The sequence below is a fragment of the Candidatus Dormiibacterota bacterium genome (assembly GCA_035532035.1).
In the GTDB taxonomy this organism is placed as follows: domain Bacteria; phylum Vulcanimicrobiota; class Vulcanimicrobiia; order Vulcanimicrobiales; family Vulcanimicrobiaceae; genus Tyrphobacter.
In genome coordinates this window covers 1-24,445 of the sequence record DATKRS010000021.1, presented here as the reverse complement: position 1 = coordinate 24,445, position 24,445 = coordinate 1, and the positions used below count along the sequence as shown (strand labels likewise).

Annotated in this window: 22 protein-coding genes and 2 tRNA genes; 15 read left to right on the top strand and 9 right to left on the bottom strand. The window is 66.0% G+C overall.

Annotated elements, in window-relative coordinates:
- The first annotated feature begins 5 nt into the window (after window positions 1-5).
- Window positions 6-1,202 carry a hypothetical protein gene (locus VMV82_07155; protein ID HUY41328.1) on the top strand — a complete coding sequence of 399 codons (1,197 nt, stop codon included), beginning with the start codon at window positions 6-8 and terminating at the stop codon, window positions 1,200-1,202.
- Between the two features lie 3 nt (window positions 1,203-1,205).
- Here the strand turns inward: VMV82_07155 and pth are convergent, their stop codons facing one another.
- Genes pth through VMV82_07140 form a run of 3 tightly spaced genes read right to left on the bottom strand, consistent with a single transcriptional unit; the run spans window position 1,206 to window position 3,502 of the window.
- Window positions 1,206-1,808, bottom strand: a complete 603-nt coding sequence (gene pth, locus VMV82_07150) for an aminoacyl-tRNA hydrolase (GenBank protein HUY41327.1) — start codon at window positions 1,806-1,808, stop codon at window positions 1,206-1,208.
- A complete protein-coding gene (locus tag VMV82_07145; GenBank protein HUY41326.1) occupies window positions 1,805-2,455 on the bottom strand; it encodes a 50S ribosomal protein L25 in 651 nt (216 codons plus the stop codon). Before VMV82_07145 ends, pth begins: the two co-directional genes overlap by 4 nt.
- A 30-nt stretch (window positions 2,456-2,485) precedes the next feature.
- Entirely contained in the window at window positions 2,486-3,502 is a 1,017-nt protein-coding gene (locus tag VMV82_07140) for a ribose-phosphate pyrophosphokinase (GenBank protein ID HUY41325.1), read from the bottom strand.
- Window positions 3,503-3,637: 135 nt separating this feature from the next.
- Between VMV82_07140 and uvrB the strand changes: the two genes are divergently transcribed.
- Together uvrB and VMV82_07130 are read left to right on the top strand one after the other, a co-directional pair.
- Window positions 3,638-5,677, top strand: coding sequence for an excinuclease ABC subunit UvrB (gene uvrB, locus VMV82_07135; protein HUY41324.1), 2,040 nt, complete (start codon window positions 3,638-3,640; stop codon window positions 5,675-5,677).
- Window positions 5,671-6,429: a DUF4239 domain-containing protein gene (locus VMV82_07130; GenBank protein HUY41323.1), complete on the top strand. Its 759-nt coding sequence runs from the start codon at window positions 5,671-5,673 to the stop codon at window positions 6,427-6,429. The genes uvrB and VMV82_07130 overlap by 7 nt, the downstream gene beginning before the upstream one ends.
- A 9-nt stretch (window positions 6,430-6,438) precedes the next feature.
- Here VMV82_07130 and dacB read toward each other — a convergent pair whose 3' ends face one another.
- Entirely contained in the window at window positions 6,439-8,010 is a 1,572-nt protein-coding gene (gene dacB / locus VMV82_07125; GenBank protein ID HUY41322.1) for a D-alanyl-D-alanine carboxypeptidase/D-alanyl-D-alanine-endopeptidase, read from the bottom strand.
- Window positions 8,011-8,136: 126 nt separating this feature from the next.
- Between dacB and VMV82_07120 the strand changes: the two genes are divergently transcribed.
- Genes VMV82_07120 through ligA form a run of 3 tightly spaced genes read left to right on the top strand, consistent with a single transcriptional unit; the run spans window position 8,137 to window position 13,847 of the window.
- Complete coding sequence (locus tag VMV82_07120; protein HUY41321.1) at window positions 8,137-8,859, top strand: HAD family hydrolase; 723 nt, start codon at window positions 8,137-8,139, stop codon at window positions 8,857-8,859.
- Window positions 8,860-8,874: 15 nt separating this feature from the next.
- Window positions 8,875-11,859 (top strand): excinuclease ABC subunit UvrA, encoded by a 2,985-nt coding sequence (gene uvrA / locus VMV82_07115; GenBank protein ID HUY41320.1) that lies wholly within the window; start codon window positions 8,875-8,877, stop codon window positions 11,857-11,859.
- A 5-nt stretch (window positions 11,860-11,864) separates the two neighbouring features.
- Complete coding sequence (gene ligA, locus VMV82_07110; GenBank protein ID HUY41319.1) at window positions 11,865-13,847, top strand: NAD-dependent DNA ligase LigA; 1,983 nt, start codon at window positions 11,865-11,867, stop codon at window positions 13,845-13,847.
- A 9-nt stretch (window positions 13,848-13,856) separates the two neighbouring features.
- Here the strand turns inward: ligA and VMV82_07105 are convergent, their stop codons facing one another.
- A complete protein-coding gene (locus VMV82_07105) occupies window positions 13,857-15,404 on the bottom strand; it encodes an NAD(P)H-hydrate dehydratase (GenBank protein HUY41318.1) in 1,548 nt (515 codons plus the stop codon).
- Window positions 15,389-15,775 (bottom strand): holo-ACP synthase, encoded by a 387-nt coding sequence (gene acpS, locus VMV82_07100; protein HUY41317.1) that lies wholly within the window; start codon window positions 15,773-15,775, stop codon window positions 15,389-15,391. The genes VMV82_07105 and acpS overlap by 16 nt, the downstream gene beginning before the upstream one ends.
- 63 nt (window positions 15,776-15,838) lie before the next feature.
- Between acpS and VMV82_07095 the strand changes: the two genes are divergently transcribed.
- From VMV82_07095 to VMV82_07080, 4 genes are read left to right on the top strand one after another with little or no spacing between them, the layout of a single operon-like run.
- Window positions 15,839-16,375: an archaemetzincin family Zn-dependent metalloprotease gene (locus VMV82_07095; GenBank protein ID HUY41316.1), complete on the top strand. Its 537-nt coding sequence runs from the start codon at window positions 15,839-15,841 to the stop codon at window positions 16,373-16,375.
- Window positions 16,375-17,970, top strand: a complete 1,596-nt coding sequence (locus VMV82_07090; GenBank protein HUY41315.1) for a methyl-accepting chemotaxis protein — start codon at window positions 16,375-16,377, stop codon at window positions 17,968-17,970. Before VMV82_07095 ends, VMV82_07090 begins: the two co-directional genes overlap by 1 nt.
- Window positions 17,967-19,268, top strand: a complete 1,302-nt coding sequence (locus tag VMV82_07085) for a cache domain-containing protein (protein HUY41314.1) — start codon at window positions 17,967-17,969, stop codon at window positions 19,266-19,268. The genes VMV82_07090 and VMV82_07085 overlap by 4 nt, the downstream gene beginning before the upstream one ends.
- Window positions 19,269-19,276: 8 nt before the next feature.
- Complete coding sequence (locus VMV82_07080; GenBank protein ID HUY41313.1) at window positions 19,277-19,492, top strand: DUF3343 domain-containing protein; 216 nt, start codon at window positions 19,277-19,279, stop codon at window positions 19,490-19,492.
- 4 nt (window positions 19,493-19,496) lie between these two features.
- Here the strand turns inward: VMV82_07080 and VMV82_07075 are convergent, their stop codons facing one another.
- The gene (locus VMV82_07075) at window positions 19,497-20,222 is read right to left on the bottom strand and encodes a biotin--[acetyl-CoA-carboxylase] ligase (GenBank protein HUY41312.1); all 726 of its coding nucleotides are present in this window, start codon (window positions 20,220-20,222) and stop codon (window positions 19,497-19,499) included.
- Between the two features lie 43 nt (window positions 20,223-20,265).
- Here VMV82_07075 and ndk point away from each other — a divergent pair, with 43 nt between their 5' ends.
- From ndk to VMV82_07055, 4 genes are all read left to right on the top strand, one after another.
- Entirely contained in the window at window positions 20,266-20,718 is a 453-nt protein-coding gene (gene ndk, locus VMV82_07070; GenBank protein HUY41311.1) for a nucleoside-diphosphate kinase, read from the top strand.
- Complete coding sequence (gene eno, locus VMV82_07065; protein ID HUY41310.1) at window positions 20,718-22,028, top strand: phosphopyruvate hydratase; 1,311 nt, start codon at window positions 20,718-20,720, stop codon at window positions 22,026-22,028. Before ndk ends, eno begins: the two co-directional genes overlap by 1 nt.
- Window positions 22,025-22,858, top strand: a complete 834-nt coding sequence (locus VMV82_07060; GenBank protein HUY41309.1) for a phytanoyl-CoA dioxygenase family protein — start codon at window positions 22,025-22,027, stop codon at window positions 22,856-22,858. Before eno ends, VMV82_07060 begins: the two co-directional genes overlap by 4 nt.
- A 54-nt stretch (window positions 22,859-22,912) precedes the next feature.
- A tRNA-Ile gene (locus tag VMV82_07055) sits at window positions 22,913-22,984 on the top strand.
- Between the two features lie 6 nt (window positions 22,985-22,990).
- On the opposite strand, the gene VMV82_07050 is transcribed toward VMV82_07055, so the two are convergent.
- Together VMV82_07050 and ispH are read right to left on the bottom strand one after the other, a co-directional pair.
- A complete protein-coding gene (locus tag VMV82_07050; GenBank protein ID HUY41308.1) occupies window positions 22,991-23,335 on the bottom strand; it encodes a VOC family protein in 345 nt (114 codons plus the stop codon).
- A gap of 15 nt (window positions 23,336-23,350) precedes the next feature.
- Complete coding sequence (gene ispH / locus VMV82_07045; protein HUY41307.1) at window positions 23,351-24,310, bottom strand: 4-hydroxy-3-methylbut-2-enyl diphosphate reductase; 960 nt, start codon at window positions 24,308-24,310, stop codon at window positions 23,351-23,353.
- A gap of 60 nt (window positions 24,311-24,370) precedes the next feature.
- On the opposite strand from ispH, the gene VMV82_07040 reads away from it, so the two are divergent.
- Window positions 24,371-24,445: transfer RNA gene (locus VMV82_07040), tRNA-Glu, on the top strand.

The window sequence follows — 24,445 nt, the reverse complement described above, 5'->3', positions numbered from 1 at the left end:
GGGAGATGAGCCTTCTGCTCGCCGTTGCGGTCGACGCGCTCGACCGGTACGTGAATGCGATTCCGTCTGCGCGGTTGCTTGCCGAGCCGATCGCCCGTCTCGTCGACGCCGACCGGCAAGCGGCGGGCGCCCGGCTCATCGCATTCGAGCTGCCGGGATGGTTCGCCGCCGTTTTTGCCCAAGCGCTCGCGCTGCTCTACTTCTGGCGAGCCGGTGGCGCCGCGCGATGGCGCGACGCGCTCCGTGCAGCGCTCGGCGGAGAAGCCGCGGTCCGCTTTGCATTCGGTGCTTCGCTGGCAGTCGTCGCTCGTACGGCGGCCGTTCTGCCGTCGTTCTACGTCTGGCGCGTCGAACGCGTCATGGGCCTCTCGCACGTGCTGACGCGAGTGTGGGCCTACGAGTACGTGCTCGGAACGCTCATCGGCATGCTCGTCGCGGGATGCATCGCGGTCGTCGTGCTGTGGCTCGTCGAGCGCACGCATCAGTGGTATCTCTATACGATCGCGGGCATCATCGTCATATCGCTCGTGGGAACGCTCGTCGACCCATATGTGATCGCACCGCTCTTCGAGCGCTACGCGCCCCTCGGCGGTGCGATCGGCGTGCGCGCCCGCGCGTTCGCGGCACGGGAAGGATACGCCGGCGTTCCGATAGTCGTCGAGCATCGCGTCGACCGCATTCCAGTGGATGCAGCGAAGACCGAAGGCATGGGGTCTACGCAGCGCATCGTTCTCGCCGACGCGGTCGTCGACACCTCGACGCCGCAAGAGATCGAGTTCTATATCGCCGCGGAGATCGCGCAGCTCGACAAGCACGACCCGTTGAATCTCGCGCTCGTCGATGCCGCGATCGCCATCATCGGCATCGCGATCGCGGTGTTCATCGCCGATCGCGTGCCGTTTCGGCGTGACGACGATCCCATCTCGCGCATCACGCTGGTCGGTGCGCTTCTCGCGATCGTGTATATCGTTGCCGTACCGATCGACCATGCCGCCGTGGTGTCGATGCGCCTGCGGGCCGAGCACGCGGCCGTCGCGATGACCGGAAATCGAGCGGCGGCGCTGCGCGCGCTCGTGCGCGCGGGCGACGAGCAGATCGAACAGGTCTGCCCGAGCACTGTCGGCCGCACGTTCTTGTATCGCGCGCCGACGCTCGGCGAGGACGCCCTCGCCGTCGGCAGCAGGACGACGGGCTGCCCTTAGGGTTCAATCGCCGCCGCGATTGACGGGGGAGCCGATACCCTGCCAGGTGTTCGCGAAGCGCATCGCGGCGTCGATCCCTTCGTTCAGCCACACCTGTACGGCGTCCGCTGCGGCCGCCACTATGGCGGAAAGTGCGGCGCGTTCGGATTCATCGAAGGGCGTGAGCACGTGATCGACGGTGTCGTACTTCGGGCGGCCGACGCCGATGCGTAGTCGCGGGAAGTTCTCGCCCATCGTCGCGATGATCGAGCGCAAACCGTTGTGTCCGCCGTGTCCTCCGAACGGACGCGCGCGCAGCTTCCCGAACGGCAAGTCGATGTCGTCCGCGACGACGAGCACGTCTTCGGCCGGCGTGCGGTACCAGGACGAGATCAGGCGCACCGGCGCACCGCTCAAGTTCATGAACGAGGTTGGTTCGACGAGTACGACGCCACGTGCCGAATCGTAGGCCTGGCGTGCGGAGTCTTTTCTCTTCCATCGCTCGACGCCCAAACGCCCGGCGAGCTCGTCGACGACCATGAAGCCGAGGTTGTGGCGCGTCCGTTCGTACTCGCGGCCAGGATTGCCGAGGCCAACGACGATGCGAGGCGCGACGCGGGGCCTCACGCCTTAGGCGCTTCCGCCTCGGTCTTCTCTTTCTCTCCGATGACCTCGGGTTGCGCCTCTTCGAGTATGGGCGCGGCCGCTTCTTCGAGTTGATGCGCCGTCTTCGATGCCTCGATCGCGATGATGACGGTATCGGCCGGCGTGACGAGCGCGAAGCCCTTCGGCAGCGCGATGTCTCCGGCGACCACGTGCTCGTGAATACCTAACTCCGAAACGTCCACCTCGAGCTGCGACGGAAGTGCGTCGACGGGACCCTCGATTTCGATTTCGTGGGCGAGTACGTCCATGACGCCGCCGAACTCGCGCACGCCTCGCGACGTTCCCGTCGGTACGATTCGCGCGCGCGTGCGCACGTTCTCGTGAGCCGAGACGCGCAGTAGGTCCGCATGCACGATCTTGCGCGATACGGGATCGCGCTGAATCTCGCGAACGAGCGCCGTATCCTTCGCCTTGCCGTCGTCGGTGAGCGTAATCATGCCGGTGCGCCCGCCCCGCACGAGCAGCTCTTCGAACGCCCGCAAATCGGCGGCAAGAGGCTCCGGAACGCTCCCGTGACCGTAGAGGACGAGGGGAACTTTCCCCGCCGCGCGCAGCCGGCGCACGCCGGTCGTGCCGATCGCGGCACGGTGCTCGACCGAAAGTTTCAAGTCTGTGTTCGCCATGATACTCCGAAAGGATTAGCCGACGGCTGCCGGTTTCGGCACCGAGGCTGCAATGTCAAAAGGGTCGATGTCTTCGCCGAAAAGCTCGGAAACGGAGCGGTTCGTAGTGATGCGAGCGATCGCGTCGGCGAAGGTTTGTGCGATCGAGAGCTGCACGAACTTCGGATGTTGATCCACGTTTACCAGCGGAATCGTGTTCGTGACGACGATGCGCTCGATCGCCGAGTTCTCGAGCACCGCAACCGCCTCGCCCGCAAAGATCCCGTGCGTCGCAACGGTGAGCACGCGGGTCGCGCCGCGTTGGCGAATCGCCTGGGCCGCCTTGTCGAGCGTTCCGCCCGTCGAGATCATGTCGTCGACGATGATCGCCGCTCGCCCCTCGACGTCGCCGACGATCTCCGCTACCTCGTTGACGTCCGGTTCGGGACGCCGCTTGAATACGATGGCGAGCGAGCTGTTGAGGCGCTTGGCGAACAGCTCCGCCCGGTGCACGCCGCCCGCGTCGGGAGAGACGACGACGATGTGGTCGTCGCACAGGCCTTCCTTCTTCAGGTAGTTGCAGAGCGTCGGCATCGCCATTAGGTTGTCGACCGGAATGTCGAAGAAGCCCTGGATCTGCGCCGCGTGCAGGTCCATCGTCACGATGCGTTTGGCGCCGGTGACCTTCAGGATGTTCGCCATGACCTTGGCGGAGATCGGCTCTCTGCCTTTTGTCTTCTTGTCTTGCTTGGCGTACCCGTAGTAGGGGATCACCGCAGTGATTCGCGACGCCGACGCGCGGCGCAGCGCATCGATCATCAGCAGCAGCTCCATGACGGCGTCGTTGACGCCGTTCCCGTTGGGCGCCTTGCAAATTGACTGGACGACGAAAACTTCCGAGCCTCGAACGTTTTCTTGGATTTCGATGCGCGTCTCTTCGTTCTTGAACTTCGCGACCAGCGCTTTGCCGACGTTCACCTTGAGGCGTTTGGCAATTTCCTCGGCGAGCGCCCGGTTCGAGCTCCCGCTGAAAACCAATGGACTACTGCTCAAGAGGCGTCTCCCGATACCATGCGACCTCCCAGGGTTCGTTTTCAAGGGCGATGCACCTTGCGCATTCGCCCCGCGCCGCGCGCCGCGCGCGCGGGCGGGACCCCGTTTCCACGGTGGCGTAGCCAGACCGTAACCATGCCCCGCTTTCAACTCATTGCTCCGTACGCGCTTGCCGGAGATCAGCCCAAGGCGACCGACGCGCTCGCGCTGGGGCTGCAGCGCAACGACCGTGCGCAGACGCTCCTGGGGGTCACGGGCAGCGGGAAGACGCTCGCCATGGCGCGGGTCGTGGAGCTCGTACAGAAGCCGACGCTCGTGCTCTGCCACAACAAGACGCTGGCAGCGCAGCTGTGCGCGGAGTTCCGCGAGTTCTTTCCCAAGAACTCGGTCGAGTACTTCGTCTCGTACTTCGACTACTACCAGCCCGAAGCGTACGTCCCGTCAACGGACACGTACATCGAGAAGGACAGCTCGATCAACGACGAGATCGAGCGCCTGCGCCATTCGGCAACCCAGGCGATTTTAACGCGCCCGGACACGCTCGTCGTGGCGTCGGTCTCGTGCATCTACGGTTTGGGATCGCCGTCGGATTACGTCGAGATGTCGGCTTCGGTGCACGTCGGCGAGGAGATCGATCGCGACGCGCTGCTGCACAAGCTCGTCGACATGCAGTATCGCCGCAACGATCTGAACCTCGTGCGCGGCACCTTCCGCGTTCGGGGTGACGTGTTGGAGTTCGTTGCCGTCGACGAGGAGCTCGTTCACCGCATCGAGTTCTTCGGCGATAGAATCGAGGCGATCAACGTCGTGAACTTGCTGACCGGCGAGTACCTCGAGAGCAAAGACGATCTGACGATCTTTCCCGCGAAGCACTTCATTACGCCGGACGAGAAGCTTCAACGCGCAATTGCCGCCATCGAAATCGAGCTCGACGAGCGTTTGCGCTGGTTTCGCGAGCGCGGCGGCCTGCTCGAAGCGCAGCGCCTGGAACAGCGCACGAGATACGATCTCACGATGCTGCGAGAAGTCGGGTACTGCAACGGAATCGAGAACTACTCGCGGCACTTGACGGGGCGCGAGGCTGGCTCGACGCCGTGGTGCCTGCTGGACTTCTTTGCGCGCGATTGGCTGCTGTTCGTCGACGAGTCGCACGTGACGCTGCCGCAAGTGCGCGGCATGTACGCGGGCGATCACGCTCGCAAGGCGGTCCTCGTTGAGCACGGATTCCGCCTCCCGAGCGCGCTCGACAACCGGCCGCTGACCTACGACGAGTTCGAGCGTCACGTCAATCAGGTCGTATACGTGTCCGCGACGCCCGGAGCGTACGAGGTAGCGCGTTCGTCGCAGGTCGTCGAGATGATCATCAGACCGACGGGTCTGGTCGATCCCGAGGTCGACGTTCGCCCGACGCGCAACCAGGTGGACGATCTGATGGAAGAGATCCGCGTGCGCGTGGAGCGCAAGGAGCGCGTCCTCGTCACCACGCTGACGAAGAAAATGGCCGAGGATCTCGCCGACTACCTCGTCGAGATGGGGCTGCGCGTGCGCTATCTGCACAGCGAGATCGACACGCTGGAGCGCGTTGCCATCCTGCGGGATTTGCGCGCCGGCGTTTTTGACGTGCTCGTCGGCATCAACTTGCTGCGCGAGGGCCTCGATCTGCCCGAGGTCTCGCTCGTCGGCATCTTGGACGCCGACAAAGAAGGCTATCTTCGCAGCGGGACGTCGCTCATTCAGACGATCGGGCGCGCCTCGCGCAACGTCGAGGGCAAAGTCATCATGTACGCCGACACCGTGACGGAGTCGATGGCGAAGGCCATCGGCGAGACGCGGCGCCGGCGCGAAATGCAGGTCGAGTACAATCGCGAGCACGGCATCGAGCCGCGCTCGATTCGCAAGGAGATCCGCGACATCCTGAGCATGGTCGGCGGAGGCACCCAGACGCGCGAGGGTAAGCGCGTCGAGCGCATGCCGCGGGAGCTCGCCCTGAAGACCATCGCGGAGCTCGAGCGCCGGATGCGCGAGCACGCGTCGAACCTCGAGTTCGAGCGTGCTGCGGCGCTGCGAGACGAGCTCGTCGAGCTGCGCAAACAGATCGGGGCGAGCGAGTCGCTGCTCTTCGGCGGAAAGGCGCCCAAGATCTTCGACCGTTCGCTGGAGGAGACCGCATGGTAGCACTCGGCGAGATACTCATCGTTGCACTGATCGTTGCGGCCGCCGTCGGCATCCACGCGGTCATCCAACGCCGCAGCGACTACCACCGGCTTCAGGATCATAACGACGTCGCGGGGTTTTTGCTGTCGGTCGTCGGCGTTACGTATGCCGTGCTGCTGGGCTTCGTCGTGGTGCTCGTCTGGCAGCGCTATGCCGCAGCGCAAGACTACGTGCAACAAGAAAGCGCCGCAGTGGCGGACGCCTACCGCGTCGCCGCCGGCTTTCCACAGCCGCTGCGCGGCGCGGTGCGTGCCGATCTGCGAGAGTACGTGCAGTCGGTCGTCCGGCGCGAGTGGCCGGCGATGCGCCGCGGCATCGTCATCGGCTCGTCGAGCTCGCTCGAGCGCGCGGCGTACGACGTCGACACGTTTCGTCCGGGCAACGCCGGCGAAGTAAACGTGCAACAGAGCGCGATGCGCGAGCTACACGCCGTCTTCGACGCTCGCCGCAGGCGCTTCGCGCAGGTCGCGCCGTCGGTTCCACCGATCCTTTGGATCGCGCTCGTTGCCGGCGGGATCGTGACGCTCTTCTTCACGTATCTCTTGGGCACCGCGAACCGAGCGGCGCAACTCGCGATGACCGCCGCCGTTGCCGGAATCGTGGCGGTGCTGTTCGTCGTGATCGGCGAGTTCGATACGCCGTACAGCGGCGCCGTCGCCGTGCAGCCGTCCAACTGGGCGATCGTCTCGCAGCAGCTTCCGACGCTGCGATAGCGCCGCGCGTCAGCCGTCGACGTAGATTGCGTTTGCGATTGCGCCGAGCAGCTGACCCAGAATCGCCACGCCGTCCACGTCGTGACCGAACGCTATGTCGTTCACGTAGATGCAGAACGCCACGTGCTTGCCGCTGCGCGTCGTTACGTATCCGACGAGGCCTCTGCTGTACACCGCACCGTGCGAGAGAAGGTTCGGCCATCCCCACGCACCCGTCTTGGCGTGCACCCTGCCCCGCGCGGGAGCGCCCGTCTGTACGTCCGCGAGCGTTCCGTCCACGCCGAGAATCGGAAGCGCCCGATAGAAATCACCGTACCACGGTTGGGAGTGCACCCAGGCGAGGTAATGCACCATGAACGCAGGCGCGAAGTAATCGTACGCGCCCTCGCCGTCGGATTGCGAGGCGCCGGAAAGGTCCATGCCGGCGTTGCGTAAGAACCGCGCTTCGACGTCGAACCCCGCCTGCAGCCGACCGTGCCGGGCGTGTCCGGCGTAGACGCCCAGAAGGTAGGGCATCTCTGCCGCGTGCAGATTGTCGCTTACTTTGAGCGTTACCCTGACGTCTTCGCGCAACGGCGGCGAAACGTGCTCGGCGACGAGATTTGCGGGCAGATAGGACGACGCGTACGCCGCTCGCACGAACGGCGCGTCCGGCGGCGGATTCTCGATTGCCACGCCGGCATCGCGCAGCGCGATGGTGAGCGCGTCTTCGGCGAAGCGCGGCGGATTCGCAACGCGATACGCGTAGAGCGTCGGTTTGTCGGTACTCTTGACGGTACCCGCGATCGTGACGATGCGTCCTCCGTGCCCGTCGTCGGCGTCGGTCATCGCGAGCGTATCGTCGGTGTGTGGCCCCGCAGTCCTCGCTGCGTTGACGAAGCGCGCGTATGGCGTCTGCGGTGAGATCGACACGACGCGCGCGGGGTCTGCGGCGCGCGCGCCCGGAGCGACGATCACGTCGATGATGTTGTCGTTGAGGATCATGGGATTGACGTCGGTCCCCGTACCCGCTTCCATGCCTGCGTCGGGGAAGAGCGTCGCGTCGACGAAGACGCGGCCGGTGATGGCGTGGATTCCACGCGCCGCGATCTGCTTGGCGAGATCGCGCAGCACCGCAAGCGGATCGCCGGGTACGGCTTTGGTTTCGGGCGAGCCGTCGTACGCATGGTCCTCGTTCTCGAATGCGAGCGTTCCGTTGCGCTGAATGCGCTGCGAGATATCGGGATCGCCCGACGCTACCAGCACGAGATCGCCGTGCAGCACGCCGCCTGCGACGGGGCCGGTGCGATAGACCGGCGTCCGAAAGCGGAAGTTCGGGCCGAGGACGCCGAGTGCCGTTCCTTCGGTCAGCGTCTTCGTCGTCGATGCGGGAACGAAGAGATGCTGCGCGTCGCGCGCGTAGAGCATGCGGCGATGGTCGATGTCGTAGACCGCGATGCCGAAGTAGCCGCGGGCGTACCGCGGATTGCTCGTCAGCCGGGCGATCGCCTGAGCGAGCGTCGGGCGCGCGGCCGCAGACGGAGGCGGCACGAGCAAGAGCGCGGCCGTTGCCAAGGCGGCGACGAGACGAAGGATACGCATCGTTGAGCCGAAGTTAGAGCGCATGCTCGCCGCCGTCCTGCTCGCCGTCTCGCTGGCCCACGCCCGGAGCGCTCGCGTCGCCCTCCCGAATGCGGCTCGGCGCTGAAGGGTAATCCCATCGAGGTCGTGCTCTTCGACCTCGACGACACGCTCCACGACGACACGGCTGCCTATCGGCGCGCCGCGCTGCGCGTCGCGCGCGACGTCGAGGCCGAGCGCGGGATAGACGCGACGCGGCTCGACGAAGCGTATGCGGCGGAGGTTCACGGATTTTGGGGCGGGCTTTCGGCCGACGATCTGACGACGCGGATCGGCGGAGTGCGAAAGCGGCTGTGGGCGCGAGCGCTTGCAGCGGTCGGCGTTGAGGACGACGCGCTCGCGGAGCGTTGCGCTCGCGATTACAACGCGTACCGGCGAGAGTATTTCGCCCTCTTTCCGGGAGCGCTCGAGCTGCTGCGATCGCTTCGCCGCACGGGCAAGCGCATCGGCTTGGTCACGAATGGCTTCGCGGAAACACATCACGAGAAGATCACGCTATTGAAGATCCGCGACGTTCTCGATGCGATCTTCATCGCGGATGAGGTCGGCATGCTCAAGCCCGACCCGCAGCTTTTCGCGCACGCATGCCGGGTGCTCGGCGTCGCGCCCCAAGCCGCTGCCATGGTCGGCGATCGTTACGACCGCGATATCCGGGGCGCGCTCGAAGCCGGGCTTTTCACCATCTGGGTAAACGTGCGCGGAGAAGAGCTGCCCCGCGGGGCTCGGCCGCCCGACGCAACGTGCGCCTCCATTCTGGACGTGGGGCCGATCATCGAAGCCGCATCCTTCCCGGCGACCCGCGGTTCATAGGGGACGGACACTTTTATGCCCCTTGATTCGATCGTTATCAAAGGCGCGCGCGAGCATAATCTCAAGAACGTCGATCTCGTTCTTCCGCGCAACAAGCTGATCGTCGTCACCGGCCTCTCCGGGTCGGGCAAGTCGTCGCTTGCCTTTGACACGATCTACGCCGAAGGACAGCGCCGGTACGTCGAGTCGCTCTCCTCGTACGCACGGCAGTTCCTAGGGCAGATGGAGAAGCCGGACGTCGAGTACATCGAGGGTCTCTCGCCGGCGATCTCGATCGATCAGAAGTCGACCTCGCACAACCCGCGCTCGACGGTCGGCACCGTGACCGAGATCTACGATTATCTTCGTCTTCTGTACGCGCGCGTCGGCACGCCGCACTGCCCGGCGTGCGGGCGCGAGATCAGCACGCAGACGAGCGAGCAGATCGTCGACGCGCTCCTCGCGCTGCCGGACCAGACGCGCGTTCAACTGCTCGCTCCGCTCGTGCGTGGGCGCAAGGGCGAGTACGCCAAGCTCTTCGAGGAGATTGCCAAAGAGGGGTTCGTACGGGTTCGCGTCGACGGCGAGATCCGCGAGCTCCGTTCGAAGATCGCTCTGGACAAGAAGCGAAAGCACACGATCGAAGTCGTCGTCGACAGGCTCGCGATCAAACCCGACGTGCGCAAGCGCCTGACCGACTCCGTCGAGACGACGCTGCGGCTTTCGAGCGGCATCCTCACCGCGTCCTTCGACTCTCCCGCTGCGCGGGCGGCTCAGGAAGACAACGTCAAGGACGTGACGTTCAGCGAGGCGTTCGCGTGCGTCGATTGCGGCGTCTCCTTTGAAGAGCTGGCGCCGCGTCTCTTCTCGTTCAACTCACCGTACGGCGCCTGCCCGGCCTGCACGGGCCTCGGCGTCAAGACCGAGATCGATCCCTGGAAGGTGATTCCCGACCGCTCGAAGTCGATCTCTCAAGGCGCGATCGCGCCGTGGAGCCGGACGCTCGGGACGGGGAAGTATCCCTCGATGAACCCGTACTACCTGCAGCAGCTCGAACGCGTCCTGCGGCGGCATCGCGTGAAGGCCTCGACGCCGATCGACGACATGAGCGACGACGTGGTCGACCTCATCCTGTACGGAACCGACCGCGAGCAGCAGTTTTCGTACACGTCGCGTTCCGGTACGACGTGGGAATACCGATCCTCGTTCGAGGGCGTCGTCAACAATCTGCAGCGCCGGTACAACGAGACGTCGAGCGAGTACGTCAAAGAAGACATCGAGAAGTACATGTCGTCGTCGGTCTGCCCGGTGTGCAAGGGTGCCCGCCTCAAGCCCGAGGCGCTCGCCGTCACCGTCGGCGGCACGAACATCGACGCGCTGACGCGCAACTCCATCGAGCAGTCGGAGACGTTCTTTCGAAATCTACCGCTCACCGAGCGCCAGGAGAAGATCGCGCACCAAATCGTCAAGGAGATCCGTGCGCGGCTGGGATTTCTCTCGAGCGTCGGTCTCGGCTATCTCACGCTCGCGCGCTCGGCCACAACGCTCGCGGGTGGGGAATCGCAACGCATCCGGCTTGCGACGCAGATCGGCAGCGCGCTCGTCGGCGTTCTCTACATTCTCGACGAGCCGTCGATCGGCTTGCATCCGCGCGACAACGACCGCCTGCTCGCGACGCTGCGAACGCTGCGCGACCTGGGCAACACGCTCATCGTCATCGAGCACGACGAAGATACGATGCGTACCGCCGACGTCATCGTCGACATCGGTCCGGGAGCGGGCGCCGAAGGCGGCGAGATCCTCACGGTGGGTACGCTCGATGAGGTTCTTCGCAACCCGCGATCCGAAACGGGGGCGTATCTGTCGGGCCGCAAGTTCATCCCGATTCCACGACGCCGGCGCGCGCCCCGCGGCTGGCTCGAGATCAAGAAAGCGACGGCGAACAACCTGCGCGGCATCGACGTACGCATTCCGGTTGGCGTCTTTTGCGCGGTGACCGGAGCGAGCGGGAGCGGCAAATCGACGCTCGTCAACGAGGTGCTCGTTCGCGCGCTCGAGGCGTACCTCCACGGCCAGCGCGGCGCGGCGGGAACGTACGCAAGCGTGAAGGGGACGGACCAGCTCGACAAGATCGTCGTGATCGACCAGTCGCCCATCGGTCGCACGCCGCGCAGCAATCCGGCGACGTATACGGGCGCGTTCGATGCCGTTCGCGAGCTCTTCTCGCTCGTCCCGGAATCGAAGGTACGCGGGTACACGCCGGGACGGTTTTCATTCAACGTGAAGGGCGGTCGCTGCGAGGCGTGCCAGGGCGACGGAATCATCAAGATCGAGATGCACTTCCTCCCCGATGTGTACGTGCCGTGCGAAGTGTGCAAGGGAAGACGCTACAACGCGCAGACGCTCGAGGTGAAGTACAAGGGCAAATCAATCGCCGACGTGCTCGAGATGCGCGTCGACGAGGCGAGCGGCTTCTTCGAGACGATTCCGCGCATCTACAACAAACTGCATACGATCTGCGACGTGGGCCTCGGGTACGTCAAGATGGGCCAGCCGGCGACGACGCTCTCGGGCGGTGAGGCACAGCGCGTGAAGCTCGCGACGGAGCTCTCGCGACGCTCGACCGGCCGAACGTTCTACGTGCTCGACGAACCGACGACGGGGCTGCACTTTGCCGACATCCACAAGCTCCTCGAGGTGCTCCAGCGCTTGGTCGAGACGGGAAACAGCGTACTCGTCATCGAGCACAATCTCGATGTCGTGAAGAGCGCGGACTATTTGGTCGATCTGGGGCCGGAGGGCGGCGACCGCGGCGGAACGGTGGTGGGAACCGGCACGCCGGAGGAGCTCTCGCGCAACCCTGCGTCGTACACCGGCGCGTATCTCGTTCCGGTTCTGCGCGACGAGCGCGCGGTCGGGCACCACGTCCCCGACGCGCAGCATCTCGCGAGTCTCGAGCGCGAGAACATGCGCGTCCTCGACGATCTGGCCAAGAGCGAACGCGTCGAAGTCGAAGCGTAGCTTCGATGAGCGTCCAAGAGCGGGCGGCGGACCTGCGCGCGCGCCTCGAAGAGGCCAACGTTCGGTACTACGTGCTCGACGCGCCGACCATCACCGACGCGGCGTACGACGCGATGCTGCGCGAGCTCGTGGAGCTCGAAGCGGCACACCCCGAGCTGCGGACTGCCGATTCCCCAACGCAGCGCGTCGGAGCTCCCGCGTCCGAGCATTTTGCGCCGTACGAGCACCGCGTTCCGATGCTGAGCTTGGCAAACGCCTTCGACGAATCTGAGCTGCGGGCGTTCGACGAACGCGTACGGAAGCTCGCGGAGGTTGCAGTCGCGTACGTCTGCGAGCTCAAGATCGACGGCTTGGCGGTTTCGCTCTCGTATCGTAACGGCGTCTTCGAGCGCGGCGCAACGCGAGGAGACGGACGCATCGGCGAGGACGTGACGCCGAACCTGCGCACGATCAAGACGATTCCGCTTCGGATGAAGGGACGCGTCGTGCCGGAGCTCGAGGTGCGCGGCGAGGCGTACTTGCGTAAGAGCGATTTCGCTCGGCTGAACGAGGAGCGCGAACGTGCCGGGCTGCCGGACTTTGCAAATCCCCGCAACGCCGCGTCCGGCGGGCTGCGCCAGCTCGATCCGGCCATGACGGCGCAGCGGCGTCTGTCGTTTTTCGCTTACGGCGCGATCCCGGGTCCGGCTATGCAGTGGCAAGCGCTGCAGGATCTCGCCGCAATGGGCTTTCACGTCAATCCCAACGTAGCGCGGCGCGAGACGGTCGACGAGGTGCTCGCGTACTGCCGTGAGTGGGAGGAGCGGCGCGACGAGCTCGATTACGAGATCGACGGAGTCGTCGTCAAGGTCGACGCCGTGGCGGTTCAGGAGCGTCTCGGCTCGGTCGGGCGCAACCCGCGTTGGGCCATCGCATTCAAGTTCAAACCGCGCGAAGCGCGCACGAAGCTCAACGAGATCGCGATCAACGTGGGGCGCACCGGGACGCTCAACCCGTACGCGATTCTCGAACCGGTGCACGTCGGGGGCGTGACGATTCAGAACGCCACGCTGCATAACGAGGACTACATCGCGCATAACGACATTCGCATCGGCGACACCGTCATCGTGACCCGCGCCGGCGATGTGATTCCGCGCGTCGTCGGGCCGGTCGTCCAAGAGCGAACGGGCAAAGAGCGGGTGTTTCACATGCCCGAACGCTGCCCCGTCTGCGGCGCGGACGCGTTTCGGCCCGAAGGCGAAGCGATGTGGCGTTGCACCAATGCAGCCTGTCCGGCGCAGGTTTACGAGCGCGTGCGGCACTTCGCTTCGCGCGGCGCGATGGATATCGAGGGACTCGGCGACGTGATGGCCGGCGAGCTCACCGCGCTCGGCATCGTGAAGAACATCGGCGACGTGTACGGGCTCGACCGCCGCAGGCTCGCGCGCGTGCCGCGCACCGGCGAGAAGTCCATTGCCAAACTCCTCGACGCCATCGAACGCTCGAAACCGCGCGGCCTCGCGCGCCTGCTCGTCGGGTTGGGAATCCGCTTCGTAGGCGAACAGACCGCGCAGGTCCTGGCCGGCGACTTCGGCTCGATCGACGCGCTGGAAAGCGCAAGCGAGGAGGAGCTGCAACGCAGCGCGGGCATCGGTCCCGAACTGGCGAAAAGCGTCGCGCTCTTTTTCAAGCAGAGGGCGAATCGTGCGATGATCGAGCGGCTTCGCGCGGCCGGTGTCGTGACGACGGCACCCAAGCGCGCGCGCGCGCCGGAAGGGCCGCTCGCCGGCAAGACGTTCGTGCTCACCGGCGCGCTGCCGAGCCTCACGCGAGAGGCAGCCACCGAGATGATCGAAGCCGCCGGTGGGCGCGTCACCGGCTCGGTGAGCAAGAAGACGGATTACGTCGTTGCCGGCGATGAGCCCGGGAGCAAGCTTGCGAAAGCGGAGCAGCTTGGTGTGGCAGTCGTCGACGAAGATGGATTGCGCGCCCTGCTCGCGTCGCGCTGATGGCCGCCTCTAGAACACGCGGCGCACCGCCCCGTGCTCGGCATTGCTCGGAAAAGCATCCGCCAGCGCGTCGATGACGTCGCGCGCGATGACGCCCGTGCGGCGGCGTTGCGCGGCAACCTTTGCGGCGAGACCGTGCCAGAACGCTCCCGCGCACGCAGCGTCGAACGGGGAAAGCCCTTGCGAGAGGAGCGTCGCGATGACGCCGGTCAGCACGTCGCCCGTTCCGGCCGTCGCGAGCGCGTTCGTGCCCGACGGGTTCACGAACGTCGTCGTTCCATCGTAGACGAGGGTGTCGAGCCCTTTGAGCAGCGTCGTGATGCGCGTGCGGTCCACGAACTCGTGCAGGCGCGCGACGCGCTCACCCGGACGAATCGTGCCCTTGCCGGAGAGCCGGGCGAACTCGCCGGCATGGGGCGTCAGCACGATGCGATCCGGTCCCGAGCCTTTCGAGGGACGCAAATCGCTCAAATGCTTGCCGAGATGGAAGAGCGCGCTTGCATCTGCGACGACGGGCAGCTCGGTGCCGGCGATGACGCCGCGCACGATCTCTCCGATGCGATCCTCCAGCCCGAGCCCCGGGCCGACGGCGATCGACGAGTTGCGTTGCGCGATCTCGCAGATGGATTCGACGATCTTACCCGGCGCGGCGGCCTCGTCGAGCTCGACGACGACTTGCTCGACGAGATGGGCGCGCAAGGCCTGCGCGGCGGAAGCCGGAGCGGCAACCGTCACGTATCCCGCGCCCGCGCGAGCGGCGGCGAGCGCGCAGAGAACGGCGGCTCCGGGAAACTGCGCGGACCCCGCGATCACGAGCGGCGCTCCCGCACTGCGCTTGTCGGATTCGATCGCGCGACGGGGAACCATATGAAGGAAGGCGTCGTCGTCGAGCGTCGCATACGTGTGCGCGTGCGCCGCGAGCGTCGCATCGTCGATACCGATCTGCGCGCACCACAGCGCGCCGACATTCTCGCGCGCGGGCATGAGGAGCAGGCCCGGCTTGAGCGCCGCGACCGTCAGCGTCTCGCTCGCGCGCACGGCGCCGTCGCCGACCGCTCCGGTGCCGGCATCGGTGCCGCTCGGGATGTCGATTGCCAGCACGCGCAGACGCCGGGCGTCGAGCGCGCGCGCGGCGGCTAGGAACCGCTCGCCGAGCGGCAGCCGCGAGCCCGTTCCGAAGAGCCCGTCGAGCGCGAGCGCGGCACCCTCCAACGCGGCTGCGGCGCCGTCCTCGCGATCGGGTAGCGGCTCGACGACGACCCCCGCCTCGGCGGCGCGCTTCTCCGCCGCCACCCGCGCGGCCGACGGCTTGCGCGATTCCGCCGCGTAGAGTATGCGCTCGTACGAGGCATCGAGCGACGCGAGGGCAGCAAAGGCGTCGCCGCCGTTGTCTCCGGGGCCGGCGAACGCGACGATGCGGCAGGCTCGCGGCACGAGGGTGCGGATGCGCTCGGCAACGCGATCGCCGGCGTTGCGCATGAGCGCTTCGTGCCCGACGCGCGCGCCTGCGGCGGCGTCGGCCTCGCGCATCTCCTGCGGGGTTAAGAGGTAGAGCATGGCTTGGGCGGCCCTTCGAGCACGACGACGGCAGCCGCCGTCACCGGCGTGTGCGTGATGGTGAGGTGTATCCTGTCGATGCCGCGCGCGGCAACGAGAGACTCCGCCCCACCGGTAAGGCGTATGCTAGGTTTTCCGCTTCGCTCGTGCGTGACGCCGATGCGCCGCCAGGGGATTGCATGACCGAACGCTTTGCGCGTGGCTTCCTTCGCCGCGAAGAAGCCCGCGAGTCGTTCCGCGACGTTACGCTTGCGCAGCGCGTAGGCCATCTCTTCGTCGGTATAGATCTTTCGGCCGAACCACGCGAGGGCGCGATCGTCGAAGCGGTAGCGCGCCACCTCCGCGAGGTCTAGGCCGATGCCGAGGATCATGCGCCGCCCTTCGCAGAGGTTGCCGGGTTTTCCGGCTGAGGACGGAGAAACCATCAGTCCGGGATGGAATCGAAGATTCGCATCGTTCCGGTCAATGCCGTCGACGGCGCCTTTCTCGATCGTCTCGCGCTCTGCCTCGAAGAACGCTTCCTGGCGCGCGCGCAGGTGGAGAGGACCCTCGCTCTCTCGCGCAGCGCGCTGAACGCTACTCGCGGCCAGCTCTTCCTCACGACGCTGACGGCGAAAGTCTTGGGCGCGTACCCCGAGCAGGACGGCGCGCTCCTCGTCCTCACCGAGTTCGACCTCTATAAGACGTCGCATCGCTTCATCTTCGGCGACGCAGACGAGGCGCAGTCGCTCGCGGTCGTGTCGCTCCACCGGCTTCGGCCGGAGTTCTATGGTGAAGAGCGAGACCCGAACGTTCTGTTCCAGCGAACGCTCAAGGAGTGCGTGCACGAGCTGGGGCATCTCTTCGGCTTGAAGCATTGTTTCAACGCGCGATGCGGCATGTATTACGCGAACTCGATTTTCGAGACGGATAACATGACGTCGTACTTCTGCGAAACCTGCGACCGGCGCGTCGGGCGCGCCCACAGGTAATGGTCCGCGCGAGCACGGCGCCGTCCGTCCGGGGCGGCCTTGGCGCGCTCGCTGCTCTCACCGCCGCCGCACTCGGCTGGTTCTGGACCGGCGAGCCGGGAGCGGCACTCGTCCCAGCGGTTGCCGGCCTGGCGGCGGCGTTTCTCGGCTCGCCGTACGGCTTGCTCGCGACGCTCGCGGCGGCGATCGCTGGCCTGGCTGCCGGGTTGCTGCGCGGCAGCGCGAGCGCGGAGCTCGCGGTGCTGCCGGTTCTCGTCGCTGGGAGCGTCGTGAGCCTGCTGTTTCGCGACGCCGCGCAGCCGGAGAAGGAACTCGCTGCGCTTCCAACTCCTCGCACGCCCGGGCTGATTGCGGTCGTGGACGGTCTGCACGACGTGTACCAGGGCGACTTCACGACGAGCATTGCGGCCGCCGAGCCTGCGCTGCAGGACCTGGTGCAGACGCTGAACCGGTTGATCGGCGGCATGCGTGATTTTCTCGCGCAGCTTTCCGGGCACGCCGCCGAGCTCGCCGGCGCGGGCTCCGAGCTGCGCGGCACCGCCTCGACGACGCTCGCCGTGCTCGGAGGCGCGACGGTCGCCCACGAGCAGCTCGACGAGGGCATCGCCGAGCAGCAGCGCATCGTCGAAGAGGCGACGCGCAAAGTGCTCGCGCTCGGCGAGGCGATCTCCTCGATCGCCGCCGCAGCCGAAGAACAAACCCGCAGCCTCGACGAGACGGCGATGGCGGTGGAGAACATGGCGAGCTCGATCGAGCAGGTCACCGTGCAGGTCGACGCACTATCGACGATTTCGAAGGCGACCTCACGCACGGCGGAGCGTGGGGGAACGGCGATCGAAACGATCAACGCCGGTATGGGCACGATCGCCTCGACGATCCAGGATCTCGCCGGCGACATCCGTCAGCTCGGCACGAACTCAGAGCAGATCGGCGACATCGTCAAAGTCATCGATCGGATTGCGGAGCAGACGAATCTGCTCGCGCTCAACGCCGCAATCGAGGCGGCGCGCGCCGGAGAGCACGGGCGCGGCTTCGCCGTCGTCGCAAACGAAATTCGCAAGCTTGCCGACGGGAGCGTCACGGCGACGAAGGAGATCGCACAACACATCGCGGGAACGCAGAGTGTCATCGGGGACGTCGTCGAGGCGATGCAACGCCTGATGGAGCGAGTCGAAGCGGGCGTCACCGGCACCAACTCGGCGTCCGGGGCGCTCGGAGAGATCGTCAACGCGGTGATCGCCGCCAACGAGCAAATCGGTCAGATCAGCGCGGTCGCCCGCGCCATGAGCGCGAACTCGCAGCTCGTGATCCATTCGATCGGAGAGATCGCGAAGTCCGTGACGCTGAATCTCAATGCGACGCAGTCGATGACGCGTCAATCCGACGGCGTCAATCAGGCATTTTCAGACATCTCATCGATCTCGCAGAAGAACGCATCCTCGGTGGAAGTGCTGACGTACGTCAGCCGCGAGGTGACGGACGCATCGCAGCGGATGCTCGGATCGATCGAACAGATGCACGCGTTAGCCGACCGGATCGACGAGCATCTGCACCGCTTCAAGGTCAGCGAGAACGGAAAGGGAGAACACGCATGAAGTTCAGCCTGCGCACGCGCCTGCTGGGGGCGATCGTCGGTGCGGTCGTGCTCATCTTCGTCAGCAGCTTGATCGCCGCTCGCTCGGTGCTGGCTCACGACCTCTTCTCGCTCGGGCGCACGGAGGTAACGAGCGAAGCGAGCGCCTTCGGCGGGTACGTGGCGTCGCGCAAGAAGCAAATCCAGCTGCTCGTCGCGCAGGAAGCCGCGAGCGATGCCGTGCGCATCGCGGTGCAAGGCCACAACGGAGCGCAGCTCGCCGGCGATCTTTCGAACACCGTAGAGAACTCGGGCCTCTCGTTTCTCACTGCGGTCGATCTCCAAGGCCACGTCCTCGCGCGCGTGCACGCGCGCAGTGGCGGATCCCTTGCGAACGATCCGCTCGTACAACGGGCGCTCAACGGCGAGACGTTCAGCACGCTCGCACGCCTTTCACCCGGCTTCCTGCAGAGCGAAGGATTGGCACTGCAGGCGGGGGTGCAGCACGACGGATTGGCGATCGTTTCGGCGACGCCGATCAGCGACGCGCAAGAGCGCACGATCGGCGTGCTCTACGGCGGCCTCGTGCTCAACCACTCGTACGATCTGGTCGACGAAGCGACGCGCGCGATCGGCGGCGCGATCGCATTGATCGACGATGGCACGATCGTCTCGAGCTCGATCGTAACCCCGGACGGCACGCGCTACCTCGACGCCCAAGTTCCGGCTACGGCGGCCGTCATTCGCACGGGGCGACCGTACGTGGGAAGCGACACCGAGGGCGGCGTGACGTACCTCGCTCGCATCGACCCGTTGATGACCGATCAGAACCAGATCGTCGGGGCGTCGTGGTACGGCATTCCGATGGTACGGATCACGAACATCATCGGTCATACGACGTGGACGCTCGTGCTGTGGGGCCTGCTCGCGGTAATACTCGTGCTCGCGCTCGCCGTTCCCATCGTGCAGGCGCTGTCGAAGACGCTCGTGCAAAACAGCCGGCGCGTTCGCGAGACCGCGAAGGAGCTGGGCGTGACGGTCGTCGGAAGTGAGGTATCCGGAGATCACGTGACTGCGACGCGGCGAGCGGTGGAGCGAAGCGGCGAGTTGATTGCGGAGCTGGCCAAGGGCGACGAGGCTCCGGCAAGCGTTGCCGAGCTGCAAAAGCTGAACGCAGAGCTGCACGGCGACGTGATCGTGATCGAAACGCTGGCGCAAGAGATGTCCAACCGCATGCACGATGCCGTCGAACGCGTCGCAGAGCTCAACGAGGTGGCGTCGACGCTAAACGAGCTCGTGACGGGCGAGTCGAGCCCATAAGGATGTCGATGCCCGAGATCATCTTCGTTTTCGCTAGCAACACCGACGCAATGATCGCCACGAAGGCGCTCAAGGACGCCGGCGTTGCTGCGAAGATGATCCCGAAGCCCGCCAACGTCGACTCGACAGCGAATCTTTGCCTTGCCATCGACGGCGCGGTGGAGAGCGAAGCGGCGTCGGCGCTCAGCACGGCCGGTATCGTGCTCGGCGGCGTCGTGAAATGACGCGCTAGCGCAGCGAGCGCGCGTCGGCAAGCGCGATGGTCTCCTGCCGCCCGTCGCGCTCCACGACGAGTCCGCCGCCGGCGGCGAGCGCCACGGCCGTCGCCTCGAACGGCACGCGTTCTCCGTCGAGCAGCAGCCGGTACCGCTGGCCTGGCACGTTCGCGGCGGCCTCCCATCGGCGCGCGACCGCGCCCGTATCCGCGAGCCGTCGCAACTCGTCACCGAATCGCTCCAAGATACGCGCGAGCAATACCGGGCGTTCGACGTTGGCCACGTCGTCGCAGTACGCGGGCGGCGGATCGAGCGCGGCGCCTGCCGCGCGAAAGACGTTGATGCCGACGCCGCATGCGACGCGCGCGCGCTTGCCAAGGATGCGCGAGGCGCAGAGAATGCCGGCGAGCTTCTTGTCGTTCAAGAGCAGATCGTTCGGCCAGTGCAGCGCCGCGTCGACGCCGGCGCCTGCGAGTGCGTCGCGGATACAGAGTGCCGCCCAGAACGGCACGATCCAGAGATCGTCGGTCGGGATCTCGCGCGGCAGGATCGTGGTGAAGAGCAACGCGCTCCCCGCCGGCGCCGTCCACGAGCGTCCTTTCCGCCCGACGCCGCGGGTCTGCTCTTCGGCAACGATCGTCATCCCGAGTGCCGCGTCGTCGCCGAGCAGCTCGGCTGCATCCTCGTTCGTGCTTCCCGTGCGCGCGACGTAGACGACGCGCGCGAACGCTCCCCCCATGCGGCAGGCTTATCCGCGCCGCGCGCCGCACCTTCGCAAGGCTATGGCAGTCGAAAGTTCGCTCGTTCTCTGTAAGCCCGATGCGGTTTCCCGCGGTCTCGTCGGCGAGATCGTCGCGCGCATTGAACGCCGCGGATACATCATCACGGCGATGCGCATGCTGCAGCTCGACGGCGATCGCGCGCGCAAGCATTACAGCGAGCACGCAGGCAAGCCGTTCTTCGACGACTTGGTCAGCTTCATCACGAGCGGTCCGCTAGTTGCGCTCGCCGTCGAAGGCGAGGGCGCGATCGAGGCATGCCGACAGCTGATCGGCGCGACGAATCCGCTGCAGGCTGCGCCCGGCAGCGTCCGTGCCGATCTCGCGCAGAGCATCGGGCGTAATCTCGTTCACGCGAGCGATTCGAGCGAGAGCGCGCGGCGCGAGCTGCCGCTATTTTTCGAAGATGCGGACTACGTGTGGCGCCACGATCTCGAGCGCTGGATCAAGGGCTGATGCTGGAGTCGCTGCGCGGCGGCGGGCGGCCGCTCATCGAAGGCGTCGAAGCGCGCGAAATTCTCGACTCCCGCGGCAATCCGACGGTCGCCGCAAGCGTGGCAACGAGCTTCGGCGCCGTTGAGGAGGCGATGGTTCCCTCCGGCGCTTCGACGGGTTCGCGCGAGGCGGTCGAGTTGCGCGACGGCGACGCGTCGCGCTACGGCGGGAAAGGCGTGCGCACGGCCGTTGCGACCGTGAACGACGTGCTCGGGCCCGCGCTCGAAGGGCTCGACGCGACGGCGCAACGCGAGATCGACGTGCGTTTGTGCGAGATCGACGGAACCCCGAACAAATCGCGCCTCGGTGCGAACGCATTGCTCGCCGTCTCGCTTGCGACCGCGAAAGCCGCTGCGGCAAGCCTGTCGCTTCCGCTCTTTCGTTACCTCGGCGGCCCGTCGGCGGCGACGTTGCCGGTGCCGCAGATGAACGTGATCAACGGAGGCAAGCACGCCGAGGGCGCGCTCCAGTTCCAAGAGTGCATGATCGTCCCCCTCGGAGCGCCGACGTTCTCCGAGGCGGTGCGATACGGCGCCGAGGTCTTTCACGCCCTCGGAAAACTGCTGCACGAGCGTGGTCTTTCCACGCTCGTCGGCGACGAAGGCGGCTACGCGCCACGGCTCGACACGCCTCAGCAGGCGCTCGATCTCATCGTCGCCGCCATCGAGCGCGCCGGCTATCGTCCCGGTGAGGACGTCGCGATCGCGCTCGATCCTGCGGCGAGTGAGTTTCATGCGGACGGAAAGTACTTCGCCCTCGACAAACAGCACGGGCTCTCGTCGAAGGAGACCATTGCGCTCTATCGCGATCTGCTCGATCGCTATCCCATCGTCTCGCTCGAAGATGGTTTGGCCGAAGATGACTGGGACGGATGGAGCGCGCTGACTCGCGAGCTCGGCAAGCGCGTGCAACTCGTCGGCGACGACATCTTCGTGACGAACGTGGAGATGCTCGCGCGCGGCATTCGAGAAGGAGTCGGCAACGCGATCCTCATCAAGGTGAACCAAATCGGAACGCTGACGCAGACGCGCGAGTGCATCGAGATGGCGCAGAAGGCCGGGTACGGTACCGTCATCTCGCATCGCTCGGGCGAAACCGAAGACACGTTCATCGCGGACTTGGCGGTGGCCGTCGGCGCGGGGCAGATCAAGACCGGGTCGCTCTCGCGCAGCGAGCGCATCGCGAAGTACAACCGGCTGATGGCGATCGAAGCGCAGCTCGGCGAAGCGGCGGTCTATGCCGGTGCGGGAGTCTATTCGCGGCGCGCGTGATCGACGAGCAGCGTAGGAGATTCGAGGAAGACGGATATCTCGTCTTCCCGGCGTTCGCGTCCAAGACGGAGATCGCGCGCGTACGGGCGCGCGCCGGGGAGATCGTCGACGCGTTCGACCCGTCTGAGGGAAGCGCGGTATTTTCGACGCGCGATCAGGCGGAGCGCAGCAACGCGTACTTCCTCGAATCGGCGACGACGATTCGCTGCTTTTTCGAAGAGGAAGCATTCGACGAAACCGGTGCGCTGCGGCGCGATACGGCACACGCGATCAACAAGATAGGCCACGCACTGCACGACCTCGACCCGGTGTTCGCGGCGTTCTCACGCGATCCGCGTCTTGCCGGCATCGCGCGGACGGTGGGCCTCGAGCAGCCGCTGCTCTACCAATCGATGTACATCTTCAAGCAACCCGAGATCGGCGGAGAAGTGAAGTGGCATCAAGACGCGTCGTTCTTCGTGACGGATCCGCCGAGCGTCGTGGCATTCTGGTTCGCGCTCGAGCGCGCCGATCGCGCGAACGGCTGCCTGTGGGTCGAGCCCGGCGGACATCGCGGCCCATTGCGCGAGCGCTTCGTCGTGCGGGAGGGGCGGACGCTGCTGGAGCGGCTCGACCCGGCGCCGTGGCCGACGATCGAAAGCGCAACGCCGCTCGAGGTCGACGCCGGGACGCTCGTCGTCTTCAGCGGCATGCTTCCGCATTACAGCGGGCCGAATCGCTCGGCGAAATCGCGCCACGCGTATACGCTGCACGCCGTCGACGGGCGCGCGAGGTACGCGCCGGAAAACTGGTTGCAGCGAGACAGCCTTCCGGCACGCGGGTTCGCGTAACCTTGAGGGCGGAACCGCGGTCCCTTGTAAGGAAGCGTGCGTAGCGGCGGCTGCGGGCCTGTAGCTCAGCGGTAGAGCGGCCGGCTCATAACTGGTTGCGCGTAGGTTCGAATCCTACCGGGCCCACTGCCGTCACTTACGGTGGTGGAGTACGATCTGGTTCCCTTCCGTGTCCTCGCCGAATGACATATGGCAGACGGGGGACTCTCCGGGATCGCCTGCCTTGCCGCCGTGCGAGCGGACGAACTCTACTGCAGATTTGACGTCCGGAACGGCAAAGGCGATGGCGTATCCCGGTTGCCACGGGTGGTTCTCGTGCTTTCCGATCGCGAACGCCGAGCCATCGGGCAGCGCGAACTCCGCCCACGAACCCTCCATCAGCGTCTCGGGCTGCGTGCCGAGTAACTCGGTGTAGAAGCGTAGCGCGCGCTCGAAGTCTTTGACGTTGTAGATGTGGACGTCGATGCCGGTGACCATGGTTGCTCCTTGCGATTATTCGCCGCTAGCGATGATGCCCGCGAGCTCGCGCGGCGGCGCAAAGACGATTGTCGGCTCGCGCTTGCCGAACTCTTCCACGTCGGCATCGCCGACGATCGCGCGCACGTGTTCGACCACGCGCGCGACGAGATGCTCCGGCGTCGATGCACCGGCGGTAACGCCGATCGTCGTTGCGTGCGCGATCCACGCGCGCTCGATCTCGTTCGGGCCGTCGATCAGATAGGCCGGCGTCCCGGCTTCCGCCGAGCAATCGCGCAGTCGCTGCGCATTCGAGCTGTTCTGCGATCCAACGACGAGGACGACGTCGCAGGCGACGGCGAGCTCCTTGACGGCGTTCTGGCGATTCTGCGTCGCGTAACAGATGTCGCTGCTCGGCGGCTCCTTGAGCGCGGGGAAGCGGCGCTTGAGCGCGGCGAGTATTCCGTGGGTGTCGTCGAGACTCAGCGTCGTCTGCGTGACGACGGCGACGCGCTGCGGATCGGGAACTGCGACCGTTGCAGCGTCCACTTCGTTCTCGACGAGTGCGATCGATCCGGGAATCTGCCCGAGCGTACCCGTGACTTCGTCATGCCCAGCGTGGCCGATGAGCAGCACGAAGTAGCCGTCGCGCGCGAAACGCAACGCCTCAACGTGAACCTTCGTGACGAGCGGGCATGTCGCGTCGACCACGCGCAGGTTGCGTTCGGCCGCCTGACGGCGAACGTCGGGCGCGACGCCGTGCGCGCTGAAGACGGCAAGCGAGTCGTTGGGTACCTCGGCGAGCTCGTCGACGAAGACCACGCCGCGGCCGCGCAGCCGTTCGACGACGTCGCGATTGTGGACGATCTCCTTACGCACGTAGAGCGTTCCCGGGTGCACGTCGAGCAGATCCTCGATGATTTGGATCGCCCGATCGACCCCAGCGCAAAAGCCGCGGGGATTGGCCAGCAGAATACGGCGGCTCTCGGTGCCCATCTGTCGTATACTACCACCCGGGGAGGCTGCACGCCCCCTGGGGGCCAAGCTCTTGCCCGCGGCGCCATCGTCTATCGGTTAGGACATCGCCCTTTCAAGGCGGAAAGACGGGTTCGATTCCCGTTGGCGCTACCA

Bases quoted from the DNA above. Each gene is read 5' to 3' on its own strand.
- VMV82_07130 (HUY41323.1), top strand. From the start codon at position 5,671: ATGGTAGCACTCGGCGAGATACTCATCGTTGCACTGATCGTTGCGGCC.
- VMV82_07155 (HUY41328.1), top strand. From the start codon at position 6: ATGAGCCTTCTGCTCGCCGTTGCGGTCGACGCGCTCGACCGGTACGTG.
- uvrA (HUY41320.1), top strand. From the start codon at position 8,875: ATGCCCCTTGATTCGATCGTTATCAAAGGCGCGCGCGAGCATAATCTC.
- VMV82_07095 (HUY41316.1), top strand. From the start codon at position 15,839: ATGGAATCGAAGATTCGCATCGTTCCGGTCAATGCCGTCGACGGCGCC.
- VMV82_07085 (HUY41314.1), top strand. From the start codon at position 17,967: ATGAAGTTCAGCCTGCGCACGCGCCTGCTGGGGGCGATCGTCGGTGCG.
- eno (HUY41310.1), top strand. From the start codon at position 20,718: ATGCTGGAGTCGCTGCGCGGCGGCGGGCGGCCGCTCATCGAAGGCGTC.
- VMV82_07080 (HUY41313.1), top strand. From the start codon at position 19,277: ATGCCCGAGATCATCTTCGTTTTCGCTAGCAACACCGACGCAATGATC.
- VMV82_07105 (HUY41318.1), bottom strand. From the start codon at position 15,404: ATGCTCTACCTCTTAACCCCGCAGGAGATGCGCGAGGCCGACGCCGCC.
- ndk (HUY41311.1), top strand. From the start codon at position 20,266: ATGGCAGTCGAAAGTTCGCTCGTTCTCTGTAAGCCCGATGCGGTTTCC.
- VMV82_07090 (HUY41315.1), top strand. From the start codon at position 16,375: ATGGTCCGCGCGAGCACGGCGCCGTCCGTCCGGGGCGGCCTTGGCGCG.
- VMV82_07075 (HUY41312.1), bottom strand. From the start codon at position 20,222: ATGGGGGGAGCGTTCGCGCGCGTCGTCTACGTCGCGCGCACGGGAAGC.
- dacB (HUY41322.1), bottom strand. From the start codon at position 8,010: ATGCGTATCCTTCGTCTCGTCGCCGCCTTGGCAACGGCCGCGCTCTTG.
- acpS (HUY41317.1), bottom strand. From the start codon at position 15,775: ATGATCCTCGGCATCGGCCTAGACCTCGCGGAGGTGGCGCGCTACCGC.
- ligA (HUY41319.1), top strand. From the start codon at position 11,865: ATGAGCGTCCAAGAGCGGGCGGCGGACCTGCGCGCGCGCCTCGAAGAG.
- uvrB (HUY41324.1), top strand. From the start codon at position 3,638: ATGCCCCGCTTTCAACTCATTGCTCCGTACGCGCTTGCCGGAGATCAG.
- VMV82_07050 (HUY41308.1), bottom strand. From the start codon at position 23,335: ATGGTCACCGGCATCGACGTCCACATCTACAACGTCAAAGACTTCGAG.
- ispH (HUY41307.1), bottom strand. From the start codon at position 24,310: ATGGGCACCGAGAGCCGCCGTATTCTGCTGGCCAATCCCCGCGGCTTT.